Raw genomic sequence first — 14,111 nt, forward strand, 5'->3', positions numbered from 1 at the left:
GACGATGCGTATTCTGCTGGCGAGCGACGCCTGGTTTCCGCAAATCAACGGCGTGGTCCGGACCCTGAGCCGCGTGCGTCAGGAACTGGAAGCCGAGGGCCATGTCTTCGAGGTCATCGCGCCGGATCAGTTCCGCACCATTGCCTGTCCCTCCTATCCGGAGGTCCGCCTGGCGGTCCTGCCGGGCATCGGGCTGAGAAAACGGGTAGAGGCCTTTCGTCCCGACGCCATTCACATCGCCACCGAGGGGCCGATCGGCCTGGCGGTAAGAAACTACTGCGTGAAGCACAAGCTGCCTTTCACGACCTCCTACCATACCCGCTTTCCGGAATATCTCTCTGCCCGGATACCGGTTTCACCGGAACTGGGTTACCGCTTCATGCGTTGGTTTCATAAACCCTCAAGCGGCATCATGGTGGCGACCCAGTCGATGCGGCGTGAGCTGGAGGCCAAGGGCTTCACCGGCATCGTCGACTGGACGCGCGGCGTCGACACCACGTTGTTCAGGCCGAACGCACCGCAGGCCCTCGACCTGCCGCGGCCGGTCTACATGTATGTTGGCCGCGTGGCGGTGGAAAAGAACATCAAGGCTTTTCTGGACCTCGACCTCGACGGCAGCAAAGTGGTGGTCGGCGACGGGCCGCAGCGCGCCCAGCTTCAGGCCGACTATCCCGATGTCATCTTTGTTGGGGCCAAGCAGGGCGAGGACCTGGCGGCGCACTATGCCTCCGGCGATGTCTTCGTCTTTCCCAGCCGCACCGACACCTTCGGCCTGGTGATGCTGGAGGCCTTGGCCAGCGGCATGCCGGTCGCCGCCTATCCGGTGCCCGGGCCGCTGGACGTGGTGGACGGCTCCGGGGCAGGGGTCCTCAGCGAAGATCTGGGCGCGGCGACCCGCGACGCCATCAAGATTTCCCGCGCCCGCTGCCGCGAACACGCGCTCACCTTCTCCTGGGCCAACTGCGCCGACATTTTCCGCGCCAACCTGCAGCCGCTGAATTAGCGCCACTGCGCGTTAATCAGGTTTCGGTTCGGGGGGCCCCCTCGACAGGTTAGCCGCTGCCGTCTTCTCACACGGCCGAGTCTGTTGGGCTATCGCGTTGTTTTCGGCCGGTTCAAGGCCGTCGGCGCCAGAAAGTCGAATAGGCTACCCCTTCAATATAACCATGGCGTGTTTTTCTTGTGTCTGTACGTACTTAACATTGAGTTGAGTTTGATTTCGGCTATCGTGGCTGTGGAACATATTCATAGCGAGTATGATAAAACTAAGAAAACCGGGGCATGGGGATAATCAAAAGAGGGCGGTGTTGCGACGTGCTCGCTGCTGTCGTGCTGGCCGTGGTGAGCCTCATGGGATCGCCCGTGACAGCCCAACAACTGCCCAGCGGGGCCGGTCCGGAGAGGGGAATCCAGCGGCCGGAGCCACAAGTCCCGGCTTTACCGCAGGGACAGGGAGCGCCGCTCAGCCTGCCGCGGGTGGTGCCTTTGCCGGTTCCGGTCCTGCCGGATCAGCGTTTCGTGCTGGAGAGCGTCACGATTACTGGCGCCACCGTCTACGATACCGAAGCGCTGGCACCCACCTACCGTGCGATGCTGGGTCAGGAGATTCCTCTAGCCGAGGTCTACGGTATCGCCAACCGCATTACCGCCCGCTATCAGGCAGACGGCTACATCCTTTCCCAGGCCTTCGTGCCGGCGCAGGAGGTGACCGGTGGTCAGGTGACCATCAACGTTGTCGAGGGGGCGATCGGCAGCTATCGGATCGAGGGCGACCCCGGTGGCAACCGTGGGCAGGTGGAAAGCTATGCCAAGCAGATCCTGAAATCCCGCCCACTGACCGACAGCGACCTGGAGCGTTATCTGCTGCTGATCAACGACCTGCCGGGCGCTGCGCTGCGCGCCTTTGTGGCGCCGTCGCGCGCGGGGCTGGCCTCGGCGGAGCTGATCCTGCAGACGGGCGCCAAGGCGACCAGCGGTGTGGTCGGCCTGGACAACCGCGGCTCCGAATTCTTCGGGCCGGGGCAGGCCTACGGTACGGTGGCGCTGAATGCTCCCTTCGGCCTGGGCGAGATGATCGAGATCTCACCCCTGATCACCGGTTCCTCGGGGATCGAGAGCATCGGCGGTTTCGCAAGCTGGCGGCAACCGATCTTCTCCGACGGTGCCTACCTGCTCGGGTTTGTCGCCGGCAGCCATACTCGTCCCGGTGGGCCGCTCGACGACTTCGACTTGAGGGGGGAGGCCTTCCTGGGCACGGTCGCTGTGGGCTACCCCTTGATTCGGGAATTGGACCGCTACCTCTTCATCACCGGCGAGATCGAAGTCGTCGAGCTGACCGAGGACATCAATGAGGACGACGAGTTCCTGCGCGACAGCCTGCGGATCGCACGGGCGGGGCTTGCTTTTGGCCAAAGCGACTTCTGGGGCGGCGAGAACTATCTGGAACTGAGTCTTGGTTTCGGGCTCGACATTCTGGGCGCCAGCGACGATGACGACCCACGGCGCTCGCGCACCAATGCGGACTCCAGCTTCACCAACTTTCGCTTCGGTGCGTCGCGGCGGCAACTGCTCGATTTCATCACGCCGAACCTCTCGCTTTTGATTGGGGTCACCGGTCAGCTGAGCCCCGATCCGCTGCCCTCCAGCGAGGAGTTCGGCCTGGGCGGCGCGATCTATCTCAGGGGCTACGATCCCTTCGACATCGCCGGTGACTACGGCATCGCTGGGCGTGCGGAACTGCGTTACGAAGTTCCCATCGAAGACCGCAGCTTCCTCAACGCACTGGAGATCTTCGCTTTCTATGATGCCGGCAAGATCTGGAACCACGACACGATCGCGGGTGAGCTTTCCGACGGTTCGCTCACGTCGCTAGGCGGGGGGCTGCGAACCACCGTGGCGCGCAATTTTATCGGCAGCGTCTATGTTGCCCAGCCATTGACCCGCGAGGTGACGGCGCGGGGCGACAAGGACACGCGGTTCTTCTTCCAGCTCGGGTATGTGTGGTGAGGCAATGGCGCAAAGGAAGCCCGGCATGAAACAGGGTTGGAAGATTCTTGCGGCTCTGTCAGTCGCGATACTGTTTGGACCGCTTGCTGGCGCACCGGTCTTGGCCAAGAACAATGGCCGCCCTTCCGGCGGCTCGCACAATCAAAACACCCACAATCCGATGCACCACAGTCACGCGGTGGCTCAGTCGGGCCGGCCGGGTAGCGGAACGAACCCGGGCCAGGGTTGGGGCCGGGGCGGTTCCGGTCAAGGCGGCGGCAATACTGGGAGTAACGTGGGTGCTGGTGGGCAGGGCGGGGGGCTTGGCGTCGGTACACCGGGGGTGGGTGGAACGACCGCAATACCTACCCTGACCCTGCAACCCAGCTTGCCGATCCCGCAGCCGATCCAGCAGGCAATACCGACGCCGACCCCCCAGTTGGTGCCGCAGCCGGTACTACCACCGCAACTGATCCCGCAGATCCCGCAACAGACGCCGTCCTTGCCTCAGATCGTGACGCCGCAACAGGGCTTGCCCCTGCAACAGATTCCGCCCCAGCCGCAGGGGACGGTGCCACAGCCGCAACCGGTTTTGCCGCCGCAGCAGACGCTGCCGACCCCGCAGGGCACGGTGGCGCAGCCGCAGCCGATGCAGCAGACGCCGCCGACGCCGCAGGGGACGGTGGCGCAACCGCAGCCGGTGCAGCAGACGCCACCGACGCCGCAGGGGACGGTGGCGCAACCGCAGCCGGTGCAGCAGACGCCACCGACGCCACAGGGGACGGTGGCGCAACCGCAGCCGGTGCAGCAGACGCCACCGACGCCGCAGGGGACGGTGGCGCAACCGCAGCCGGTGCAGCAGACGCCACTGACGCCGCAAGGCACGGTGGCGCAGCCGCAGCCGGTGCTGCCGCCGCAGCAGACGCCGCCGACGCCGCAGGGGACGGTGGCGCAACCGCAGCCGGTGCTGCCGCCGCAGCAGACGCCGCCGACGCCGCAGGGCACGGTGGCGCAGCCGCAGCCGGTGCTGCCGCCGCAGCAGCAGGCGATCCCGCCGCAAACGCCGCAGGTGACACCTCAGGGCACCCCGACGCCGCAGGTGACCCCGCCGCAGACCCCGCAGATCACTCAACAGACCCCGCAGCAGCAGGTTATCCCGCCGCAAACGCCGCAGGCGATACCTCAGAGTATCCCAACGCCGCAGGCGATCCCGGCGCAAACGCCGCAGGCGACACCTCAGGGTACCCCAACGCCGCAGGCGATCCCGCCGCAGACACCGCAGGTGGCTCAGGTCACACCCTTGCTGTCGCCGCAGATTGCTGGTGGCACAGCGCCGGGGGGGCTTCCGACTGCGGCGCTCGGGTCAGCGCTGCTGTTCCAACAACCGCTCCATCAGGGCTCTGCAGCCGCAACAAGCGGTCGTATTTTCTTACCGGCTCAGGTGGGTGCCGGCGTCGCCGGTCAGCAGGCGCCGGCACTAACCGGGGCGGCACAGCCTGTTGCGGGCGCAGCCGACAGCCACTACTGCCTGCTGTCCACCGGTCAAGGCAAGCGTACCTTCGGCGGTCTCTTCGAACCGCCGCCGGGCTGGAAGTTCGACAGCTACGGGGCCTCCAGCCACCTGACGCTTCAGGGCGGCGGCGATTTCCTCGATCCGGTGTTGCGCTCGCTGCCGACCAATCACCTGCCGCATTCCTATTGCTTCGTGAGCCTGTTGTCATACGTTACGGCGCCGTCGGACGCGCGCTGACTGCTTTCGTTGGTCTCGCGCATCGCCAGGCGCTAAACTCCCCGCCGGAAAAGGGCGCAGACGGCCCGCGATTTTGGGAGGAGGGGCCGATGCACCCGGATTATGACGTGCGCGACAAGCGCTTTGGCGACTATCTGCTGGGCAACTGCAAGCTGGAGAAGCTCTATACCGGCAGCCTCTGGGCCGAAGGGCCGGTTTACTTCTGCGACGGCGACTTCCTGCTGTGGAGCGACATCCCCAACAACCGCATCCTGAAGTGGACCCAGGGCGGTGGGGTGACCGAGTTCCGCCGTCCCTCCGACTATTCCAACGGTCATACCCGCGACCGGGAAGGGCGGCTGGTGAGCTGCGAACACGGCGCGCGCCGGGTGACGCGGACGGAGTGGGACGGCAGCGTCACCGTGCTGGCCGACAACTATCAGGGCAAGCGCCTGAACTCGCCCAACGACGTGGTGGTGAAGTCCGACGGCACGGTATGGTTTACCGATCCGCCCTACGGAATCATGTCGGACTATGAGGGTTACAAGGCCGACAGCGAAATCGGTGCCAACTATGTCTATTGCCTCGATCCCAAAACCGGCGAGCTGAGCATCGCCTCCGACGACTTCGACAAACCCAACGGCCTGGCCTTTTCCGTAGACGAGAAGATCCTCTATATCGCCGATACCGGCGCCTCCCACGACCCCGACGGGCCGCGCCACATCCGCGCCTTTCAGGTCGGCGCCGACAACAGCCTTTCCGGCGGCGAGGTCTTCGCGGTCTGCGATTCCGGGCTGTTCGACGGCTTCCGCCTGGACGAGGACGGCAACATCTGGTCCAGCGCCGGCGACGGCGTGCACTGCTTCTCACCCGGGGGCGAATTGCTGGGTAAGATCAGGGTGCCGGAGACGGTTTCCAACGTCACTTTCGGCAGCCGCAAGAAGAACACCCTCTTCATCACCGCCACGACGTCGCTCTACGCCGTCACCCTGAATCGCAAAGGGGTTCAGTGGCCGTGAGATCCGGCCTAGGAAACACTGGATAGGCGCCAAGGTCGCGCTTTGTCCGGGCGCGGCCGTCCTGGCCGGTTGCCGGCTTGTGCGGGTGTTCCTTGGATTTGCCCCTTTGCTTCGGGCGTCAAAAAACACGCAGCACCAATCATAACTATAATGTCATACAATAATAATCCATACGATTAATCTTAACTTAAAGGTACCTTGCCATATGTGATGCTGTATCGGTTTCGGTTGGGTGCCATGAAAGTCCGGGAAGAATATCAGATCGCACTGGAGATCAGTCCGACGCCGTTGATGATGGTATCTCGGGACGGCAGGATCGTTCTCTCGAATAAGCGCCTTAATGCGCTTTTCGGTTATGGGGAGGGCGAGCTTCGGAACCAACTGGTCGATGTACTGGTGCCCAGCGAAATCAAGGATTTCCATCCGGAGCTGCGCGAGGCGTTCTTTGAGGTCCCCACCAACCGCAGCATGGGAACCGGCCGCGATCTTTTCGGCGCCCGCAAGGACGGAGAGATGATTCCGGTTGAGATCGGGTTGGACCCGGTCGAACAGGATGGGGAGGCTTTGGTGATGGTCTCCGTTCTGGATATTCGCGCGCGCAAACAGGGCGAGGCGAAGATCCGCCAAGCGATTGACGCCGCATCCAGCGCCATGGTGATGATCGACGAGAACGGTAAGATTGAACTGGTCAATGAGCTGACACAGATCTTGTTCGGCTATGCCCCGGGTGAGCTGATCGGCGAAAGCATCGAAAAGCTGGTACCCGAGCGCTATCGCCGAAAACACACCGTCTATCGGATGAGTTATCAGAATAGCCGAGACAGGCGTTCAATGGGGGTCGGCCGCAATCTGTTCGGGCTTTCGAAGCATGGCTCGGAATTCCCGGTGGAAATCGGCCTGAACCCGATCGACGGCCAGGAAGGCGGGCTGGTCATGGCGACGATCATCGACATCTCCCAGCGCAAGCAACATGAAGAAAGAATACAGCAAACGAACGAAGAGCTGCTGCGCCTGAACACCGAGCTTTCAGAGTTTGCATACAGCGCATCGCACGACCTGAAGGCGCCGCTTTCGTCCATCAGTGGAATCCTGCAGTTCTGCGAAAGCGATCTGGAAGCCGGCAATTTCGATGAAGTCCGGGAAAACCTGGGGCGCGTCCGACAGCTGGCAAGCCGGCTTGCCGGCCGGATCGAAGACATGCTTGCCCTGGCAAGGACCGACAATGTGGACGACGGTTGGCAAGATCTCGATTTAGCGGATTCCGTTGCCGAGATATGGCAAGTTCTGCGAACTAAGATGTCATCCGCGATCGAGCTGACAACGGCTTTTGGCCACACCGATCCGATCCGCACTGTCCCCGCTCGTTTCTCTATTGTCCTTGAGAACATTCTCTCAAACGCCATCAAGTATCGAGATCAAAGCAAACCGAATTCGACTGTTCATATCGAAACCTGGGACGATGACGGCGTTCTGAAGATATCTGTTCGCGACAATGGTATCGGTATTCCGGCCGAGCATCATGCGGATATCTTCAAGCTGTTCAAACGTGTGGCCAACACGGATGAGCCCGGCAGCGGCCTCGGTCTGGCACTGGTGCAGAAAAACGTGCTGCGTTTGAAAGGCGAGATTATCGTTCAAAGCACCGGTGATGGAACGACCTTCACCATCGCTTTGCCTCAGGTACGAGAAGAAACCAGGGTTGGCGGCGTTGAAAGCCGCGTGGAGATCGCATGACGACAATTCCGGTAGTGATCATCGACGACGACAAAGTTGACCGTTACATTGTTCAGCGTATTGTCCAAGAAAGCGACATCGAAGCCAAAGTGATAGAATACAAGGCTGGCGATGAGTTTCTGGAGGTGTTGAGCGACAGCAAAAAGCGGGCCGCTGAAATAGGAACCGCCCCGCCGCCTATGTTGGTTTTGCTGGATGTCAACATGCCGCGCATGAACGGCTTTGAAGTTCTGGACTCCATAAGTCGGGAACTAGGCGAGAGCGATCCAGATTACATGGTGGTCATGATGTTCACCTCCTCCAATCACGCGGAGGATAAGGCGAAGGCATTCTCCTACAGCTTCGTCAAAGATTATGTCGTCAAGCCTCTGACACGTGAGCGGCTGCAAGACGTGATTGCCAAACACTACAGCTGACAGCCCGGGATCTTGAGCTTCGCCCGGATCGTCAGCTCTGCACCTTCTGGCCGCGGCCGTAGACCAGCAGCATGGCGATGATGACGCAGCCGTAGATGATCTGGCGGCCGGCTTCGGGCATCTGCATGACCGAGAGGATGGACTGCAGCAGGGATATCAGGATCACCCCGGCGACGGTGCCCAGGTAGCTGCCGCGGCCGCCCAGGATATGGGTGCCGCCCAGTACCACGGCGGCGATGGCGGGCAGCAGGTAGGGATCGCCCATGGCCTGATAGCCCTTGTTGGAATAGCCCGCCAGCAGCACCCCGGCCATGGCGCTGCACATGCCGGAAATGGCGAAGCAGGCAATCAGCACGGCTTTGGTATTGACCCCGGAGAGAAAGGTCGCCGCCTCCTGATTGCCGATGGCGTAGATGTAGCGACCCAGCGGCGTGCGCTTCAGCAGCACCACCACGGCGATGCCGATGATGGCCCAGATGAAGACCGCGTTGGGAATGCCCAGCAGACTGCGGTCGACGGCCAGCCAGTGCATCAGCTTGGTGGCATGGTCCTGCGGCGCGAAGCCGCCGGTGTGCAGCACCATGACGCCCTGGGCCACCGCGTTGATGCCGAGGGTGAAGATCATCGAGGGGACGCGCAGGATGGCGACCCCCAGGCCGTTGATCAGACCGAAGACGAGGCCGCAGAAAACGCCGAAAGGGATGGCCCACTCCGGCCCCCACCAGCCGGCCGCGGCGGTCGACATCATGCCGCCGACGGTGACCAGCCAGGGGATCGAAAGGTCGATGTGGCCGAGCAGGATGACCAGCATCACGCCCGAGGCGATGATCCCCAGAAAGGCCGCGACCTGAAGCTGCTGCAGCAGGTAGTTGGCGGAGAGGAAGCTCGACGAATAGAGACTGCCGGCCAGCAGCATGACCAGAATGAAGACGAAGGCGATGGCGACCGGCTTGTCGACGGATTTCAGAACCGCTTGCATGCTGGTTTGAACGGACATGGCTACTTGAACAGCTCCAGACGGTTGCGGATCCGAAAGACGCGGGCGGCCCCCAGGCTGACGGCGACCAGCAGGACGACGCCCTGGAACAGCGGCTGCCATAGCGGCGGCAGGTCGAAGACGAAGAGCAGGTCGTCGATGGTGCGCAGGATGAAGGCCCCGAAGATCGAGCCGATGGCCCCGCCAGTGCCGCCGTAAAGCGAGGTGCCGCCGATCACCACCGCGGCAATCGAGTTCAGGGTGTAGGTGCCGCCGATGGGGGCGGAGGCCTCGCCGGAGAAGGTAATGAAGGTCAGCATCAGCCCGGCGACGCCGGCCAGAAGCCCGGAGAGCGTGTAGGCGGCGAGCTTGGAACGGTCGATGGAAACGCCGGACATATAGGCCGCGCCCTCGGCGGAACCGACGGCATAGCAGCCGCGGCCGATCACCGAGTTGCGGAACGGCAGCCAGATGATCACCACCACCGCGAGCAGCAGAACCAGGGAGGTCGGCACGACCTCGAAGACGGTGTAGGTCATGATGTCGGCCAGGTCCTCGTCCACCTCGCCGCCGGGCACCGGGCGCAGCAGCAGGGCGATGCCGTAGTAGACCGCCCCGGTCGCCAGCGTCGTGATGATCGGCTGGAGACGCCCGTAGACCACGATGGCGCCGTTGACGAAGCCCGCCAGAGCGCCGGTCAGCAGGACGATGACGATGCCGACGGCGACCTGCCAGGGGTCGCCGCTGACCAGGGAGGACGCCACGCAGTTGGTCATGATGAAGATCATGCCGACCGAGAGGTCCAGCCCGCCGGTCAGCACCGGCAGGGTCTGCGCCATCGCCACCAGGGCCAGCAGTACCGCCTTGTTGGCCGCCGTGGTGGCGACGGGAACCGTCAGCCCCGCGGGGTGATTGGCGATATAGAGCGTGAACATCAATACAAAGACCAGGATCGCCAGCAGTACCCCCTGGCTTTGGCCGAGACGCAGTTTCAGGTCCTTCACAGCGGTTCTCCCGCGGGTTTTGCCGTCTCTGCCTGGCCGTCCAGCGTCAGGTTCAAGGCGCTGGCCACGATGTTCTCCTCATTGATCGCATCCCCCGTGAGTTCGCGGACGATGCGCCCGTCGTACATGATGCTGACGCGGTCGCAGCAGCCGATCAGTTCGTCATAGTCTGTGGTGTAGAGCAGGATGGCGGTGCCGGCGTCGGCCAGGTCGCGCAGCAGCTGGTAGATCTCCTGCTTGGTGCCGACGTCGATGCCCCTGGTCGGATCGTTCAGCAGCACGATGCGTGCATCGGTCATCAGCCATTTGGCGATCACGACCTTCTGCTGGTTGCCGCCGGAAAGGGTTGCGACCGGATCGTCGATATCGCCGACCTTGATGGAGAGGCGGCGCGCCATTTCGTCGATCTCGGCGTTCTGGCGCTGGCGATCGATGAAGATGCCACGGGTAAAGCGGCCGATCGAAGCCATGGAGATATTGTCGCGCACCGACATCGGCAGCAGCAGCCCCTCCGACTTGCGGTCTTCGGGGATCAGGGCTACGCCGATCTCGTCCGATTTGGCAAAGCGCGGGCTGCTCAGGCGAACCTTGTTGCCGTCGATCTTCACCTCGCCGGAGACACCGCGCAGCACACCGAAGAGGGCGAGCAGCAGTTCGCGCTGTCCCTGACCGTCCAGGCCGCCAAGGCCGACGATCTCTCCCTTGCCGACCGAGAGGGATATCTCGGAAAGGCGGTTGCTCCAGGACAGCTTGGAGACTTCCAGCTCCGGCACCGGCCGGGTTTCGCGAACCGGCTTGGCCGGGTAGATCTGGGTATACTCGCGCCCGATCATCAGCTGCACGATCTCATTGTCGCTGCGCGCGCCCTTGGCAAAGGTCTCGATGTGGCGGCCGTTGCGAAAGACCGAGCAGGTATCGGCCAGTTCCTCGATCTCGTGCATGCGGTGCGAGATGTAGAGGATCGCCATTCCCTGGCGGCGCAGGTCGCGGAGGATCTCGTAGACCTTCTCGACATCGGCGGCGGTAAGGGCCGAGGTTGCCTCGTCGAGGATGAGCATCCTGGGATTGCGGCCCAATGCCTTGGCGATTTCGACCATCTGGCGACGGGAGAGGGGGAGGTTCTTCACCAGCTCCAGCGGGTGAACGTCTTCGCAGCCGACCCGCGACAGCAAGGCCTCGGCGCGGCGGCGCTGCTCGCGGTGGTCGATCAGCCCCCAGCGGCACGGCGGCTCGGCCATGCAGATGTTGTCCGCAACCGAAAGGTCGGGCATCAGCGAGAGTTCCTGGAAGATGCAGACAGTGCCCTGGCTGTTTGCCGCCTGCGGCGTCGCAAAGGTGACCTCGGCGCCGTCAAGCACCAGCTTTCCGGCGCTGGGTTGGACGACCCCGGCGGCGATCTTGATGAGGGTCGATTTGCCGGCACCGTTCTCGCCGAGGATGGCGTGGATGGCGCCGGGCGCGCAGGCAAAGTCGACATCCTCCAGGGCCACGACGCCGCCGTAGCGCTTGCCGATGCCCTGCATGCGCCAGAAGGCGGAACCGGGATGGACGGCGTTACGTGAAGAAGCCTGAGGGTCGGTCATCTGGCCCGCCGGGAAAGGGATACAAACTCTGCAGAGAAGCGACGCCGCACCCGAAACCCAGGTGCGGCGTCCATCGGATCATTAAGCAACAGCCGGAACTATTGATCGGCCTCGGTCTTCGCCATGATCTCCGTTGCCGGGATATTGACGTTGCACGGCGGGAACTCGTTCGGGGTGAAGAAGTTGTCCGTGAGGTCCGGGAAGTAGTTCACGTTGGCCTTGAAGTCCGGATGCTCGACCAGGGGAATGGGCACCGAGACATACTGCGGCAGAACCTTGCCCTGCAGGGCGGTCAGCGCCGTTTTGGCCGCAATGGCAACGAGGCCCGGCGACTGGCCGGCGGAGGAGCACAGCAGCCCCTCGTCGGCGTGCTTGGCGCAGAGCTTGCGGAAGCCGTTTTCCGCCTCGCCGGAGATCGGCACGAAGGGATGTTTTGCATCCATCATCGCCCGGACCACCCCGGTGGAGCCGCCCTGAACGAAGATGGCGTCGAACTTGCCGTGGACGGCAATGGCGTCGGCGGTGACTTTCTGTGCCGTGCCATCGTCCCAGTTGCCGACCACCTCGACAATCTCAAAGCTGTTGCCGCCGGCTTCCATCAACTCGCGGAACCCGAGATGGCGGTCGCGGTCGACGGAGTTGCCCGGCAGGCCGCGGACTTCCAGAACCTTGCCCGACGTCCCCAGGTGCTTCAGCAGCCAGCGGGCGTTGATGCGGCCGATCTCCGACTGGTCTTCGTTGACCTGGATGATCTTGTCGCTGTCCAGCACGTTGTCAAAGGGCACCAGGACCACGCCGGCGCGGTTGGCGCGCCGGATGACCGGGGCGAAGGCGGTCGGATTGACGGCGATGGTAAGGATGGCGTCATAGCCCGAGTTGATGAAGTTATCCACCGCCGCAATCTGTGCCGCGACGTCGGTGCCGGTCGAAACGATCTTCAGCTCTTTGATCAGCGGCTTCACGTCAGGCTGCTCGGCATAGGCCTTCAGCGATTTGATCATCTGAATGCGCCAGGTGTTGCCGACGAAACCATTGGCCAGGGCGATGCGGTAAGGCGGCTCTTTCGCCTCGAACTTGAAGTGCTTAGTGTCTGCGTTGAAGGGGGCGAAACAGGACGGGTTATGCCCGGGGCCGCTGACCACTTCCGGGCCGGCGGCAAAAGACGAAGACGCGGCGCCGGCAACCAACAGGGCTGCCAGACCGGCACCGAGCATTGCTTTGGTGACCATGGATACTCCTCCCAAATGTCATACTGGGTTTCCCTTGTCCTGTGCTTTTCGGTTCTTGATTCAGGTCCCTTGCGGGTACCGGGTGACCGTTTGTGCGCAGGCAAAGTGTTCTTTGGTTATCGATATCAGGGTGACCCAGGATTGGTATGCAGTCAATTGATCAGTCCGTCAGACGTGGATTGGCTTACCCTAGAACAAGCCGAACTTAACGGTTCCGACTGCAGGCGGATCGCTTGAAAGTGGCGTGTTGTTTGCACCTGCAGCATAGCTCTACGGTTGAGGTGGCAAGCCGCCTGCAATAGGCTGACCTGTCACTCCCCGATGCTGCGGTTGCGATCTTCCCGGAGATGATCAAGGCGCAGAGTTTCGACCCTGAAAACGGTAAGGCGGTTTAAGCGATGAAAGACATGGCGCAAAGGCGTCTGGGTAAAACCGGCCTGCAGGTGACCGAAATCGGTTTCGGGACGGCGCCGCTTGGCAATCTCTATGAAAAGATCGATGACAAGGTCGCCATGCAGACCCTTGAAGCGGCCTGGGACGGCGGCCTGCGTTTCATCGATACGGCACCCTTCTATGGCTATGGGCTGGCCGAACAGCGGGTCGGGGAGTTTCTGCGCAACCAGCCGCGTGACGCCTTTGTGCTGTCGACCAAGATCGGCAGGCTGATCAAGCCGCATGACCCGGCGCAGGAGTGGCCGGGCGTGTTCAGGCGCGCGCTGCCGTTCAAACCGGTCTTCGACTACAGCTATGACGGCGTCATGCGCTCTTTCGAAGATTCGCTTCAACGCATGGGGCTGCACCGCATCGATGTCCTGCTGGTTCACGACCTGGACATCGATTCCATCGGGTCGGAAGAGGAAACCGAAGCCCACCGGCGCCAGCTCTTCGCCGGTGCCGGGGGCGGCGGCTATGCCGCCCTCGACGAGTTGCGCCGGAACGGCGATATCAGTGGCATCGGGGCCGGGCTGAACCTTTGGGAGGTGGCCGAGAGCCTGATCCATGAAGGCGATTTCGACTGCTTCCTCATCGCCGGGCGTTACACCCTGTTGGAACAGGAGGTGCTGACCAGCTTCCTGCCGCTCTGTGCCGAAAAGGACATCGGGATCTTTCTCGGCGGCCCCTACAACAGCGGTATTCTGGCAAGCGGGCCGGTGCCGGGCGCCATGTACAACTACGAGCCCGCATCCAGCGAGATTCTCGAGCGGGTAGGGCGCATTGAAGCGGTTTGCCGGGCGCACGGCGTTCCGCTGGCCAGCGCGGCTCTGCGGTTTCCTCTCGGTCATCCCTGCATCGCCGCCATCATTCCCGGCGCGCGCACCGCCGATGAGGTTTCGCGGAACCTCGCGACCTTCGATCACCCCATTCCGGCGGCCCTGTGGAGCGACTTGAAGGGCGAGGGACTGTTGCGCCAAGAAGCGCCTGCGCCGGTTTAGACC

The 14,111-nt window shown here is 62.9% G+C and carries 11 protein-coding genes; 7 read left to right on the forward strand and 4 right to left on the reverse strand.

Annotated features, from left to right (window positions below):
• The first annotated feature begins 4 nt into the window (after positions 1 to 4).
• The 6 genes from HBA54_RS02585 (at position 5) to HBA54_RS02610 (ending at position 7,883) form a co-directional block, all read left to right on the forward strand.
• Positions 5 to 1,003, forward strand: a complete 999-nt coding sequence (locus tag HBA54_RS02585; RefSeq protein ID WP_167221071.1) for a glycosyltransferase family 4 protein — start codon at positions 5 to 7, stop codon at positions 1,001 to 1,003.
• A gap of 278 nt (positions 1,004 to 1,281) precedes the next feature.
• Positions 1,282 to 3,006, forward strand: a complete 1,725-nt coding sequence (locus HBA54_RS02590) for a ShlB/FhaC/HecB family hemolysin secretion/activation protein (protein WP_167221073.1) — start codon at positions 1,282 to 1,284, stop codon at positions 3,004 to 3,006.
• Between the two features lie 25 nt (positions 3,007 to 3,031).
• Positions 3,032 to 4,735 (forward strand): hypothetical protein, encoded by a 1,704-nt coding sequence (locus HBA54_RS02595; protein WP_167221075.1) that lies wholly within the window; start codon positions 3,032 to 3,034, stop codon positions 4,733 to 4,735.
• Between the two features lie 89 nt (positions 4,736 to 4,824).
• Complete coding sequence (locus tag HBA54_RS02600; protein WP_167221077.1) at positions 4,825 to 5,733, forward strand: SMP-30/gluconolactonase/LRE family protein; 909 nt, start codon at positions 4,825 to 4,827, stop codon at positions 5,731 to 5,733.
• 237 nt (positions 5,734 to 5,970) lie between these two features.
• Positions 5,971 to 7,467: a sensor histidine kinase gene (locus tag HBA54_RS02605; protein ID WP_167221079.1), complete on the forward strand. Its 1,497-nt coding sequence runs from the start codon at positions 5,971 to 5,973 to the stop codon at positions 7,465 to 7,467.
• Entirely contained in the window at positions 7,464 to 7,883 is a 420-nt protein-coding gene (locus tag HBA54_RS02610; RefSeq protein ID WP_167221081.1) for a response regulator, read from the forward strand. The genes HBA54_RS02605 and HBA54_RS02610 overlap by 4 nt, the downstream gene beginning before the upstream one ends.
• Positions 7,884 to 7,914: 31 nt before the next feature.
• Here the strand turns inward: HBA54_RS02610 and HBA54_RS02615 are convergent, their stop codons facing one another.
• The 4 genes from HBA54_RS02615 to HBA54_RS02630 all read right to left on the reverse strand — a co-directional run bounded on the left by HBA54_RS02615 (position 7,915) and on the right by HBA54_RS02630 (position 12,675).
• Positions 7,915 to 8,880, reverse strand: a complete 966-nt coding sequence (locus HBA54_RS02615) for an ABC transporter permease (protein WP_167221083.1) — start codon at positions 8,878 to 8,880, stop codon at positions 7,915 to 7,917.
• A 2-nt stretch (positions 8,881 to 8,882) separates the two neighbouring features.
• Positions 8,883 to 9,863 carry an ABC transporter permease gene (locus HBA54_RS02620; protein ID WP_167221085.1) on the reverse strand — a complete coding sequence of 327 codons (981 nt, stop codon included), beginning with the start codon at positions 9,861 to 9,863 and terminating at the stop codon, positions 8,883 to 8,885.
• Positions 9,860 to 11,446, reverse strand: coding sequence for a sugar ABC transporter ATP-binding protein (locus HBA54_RS02625; protein WP_167221087.1), 1,587 nt, complete (start codon positions 11,444 to 11,446; stop codon positions 9,860 to 9,862). Before HBA54_RS02625 ends, HBA54_RS02620 begins: the two co-directional genes overlap by 4 nt.
• 98 nt (positions 11,447 to 11,544) lie before the next feature.
• On the reverse strand, positions 11,545 to 12,675 hold the full coding sequence (locus HBA54_RS02630) for a sugar ABC transporter substrate-binding protein (RefSeq protein WP_167221089.1): 1,131 nt from the start codon (positions 12,673 to 12,675) through the stop codon (positions 11,545 to 11,547).
• A 398-nt stretch (positions 12,676 to 13,073) separates the two neighbouring features.
• On the opposite strand from HBA54_RS02630, the gene HBA54_RS02635 reads away from it, so the two are divergent.
• Positions 13,074 to 14,108, forward strand: a complete 1,035-nt coding sequence (locus tag HBA54_RS02635; protein ID WP_167221091.1) for an aldo/keto reductase — start codon at positions 13,074 to 13,076, stop codon at positions 14,106 to 14,108.
• The last annotated feature ends 3 nt before the right edge of the window (positions 14,109 to 14,111 follow it).

This window comes from Pelagibius litoralis (assembly GCF_011683915.1).
GTDB lineage: Bacteria > Pseudomonadota > Alphaproteobacteria > Kiloniellales > Kiloniellaceae > Pelagibius > Pelagibius litoralis.

Bases quoted from the DNA above. Each gene is read 5' to 3' on its own strand.
- HBA54_RS02585 (WP_167221071.1), top strand. From the start codon at position 5: ATGCGTATTCTGCTGGCGAGCGACGCCTGGTTTCCGCAAATCAACGGC.
- HBA54_RS02590 (WP_167221073.1), top strand. From the start codon at position 1,282: ATGGGGATAATCAAAAGAGGGCGGTGTTGCGACGTGCTCGCTGCTGTC.
- HBA54_RS02595 (WP_167221075.1), top strand. From the start codon at position 3,032: ATGAAACAGGGTTGGAAGATTCTTGCGGCTCTGTCAGTCGCGATACTG.
- HBA54_RS02600 (WP_167221077.1), top strand. From the start codon at position 4,825: ATGCACCCGGATTATGACGTGCGCGACAAGCGCTTTGGCGACTATCTG.
- HBA54_RS02605 (WP_167221079.1), top strand. From the start codon at position 5,971: ATGAAAGTCCGGGAAGAATATCAGATCGCACTGGAGATCAGTCCGACG.
- HBA54_RS02610 (WP_167221081.1), top strand. From the start codon at position 7,464: ATGACGACAATTCCGGTAGTGATCATCGACGACGACAAAGTTGACCGT.
- HBA54_RS02615 (WP_167221083.1), bottom strand. From the start codon at position 8,880: ATGTCCGTTCAAACCAGCATGCAAGCGGTTCTGAAATCCGTCGACAAG.
- HBA54_RS02625 (WP_167221087.1), bottom strand. From the start codon at position 11,446: ATGACCGACCCTCAGGCTTCTTCACGTAACGCCGTCCATCCCGGTTCC.
- HBA54_RS02630 (WP_167221089.1), bottom strand. From the start codon at position 12,675: ATGGTCACCAAAGCAATGCTCGGTGCCGGTCTGGCAGCCCTGTTGGTT.
- HBA54_RS02635 (WP_167221091.1), top strand. From the start codon at position 13,074: ATGAAAGACATGGCGCAAAGGCGTCTGGGTAAAACCGGCCTGCAGGTG.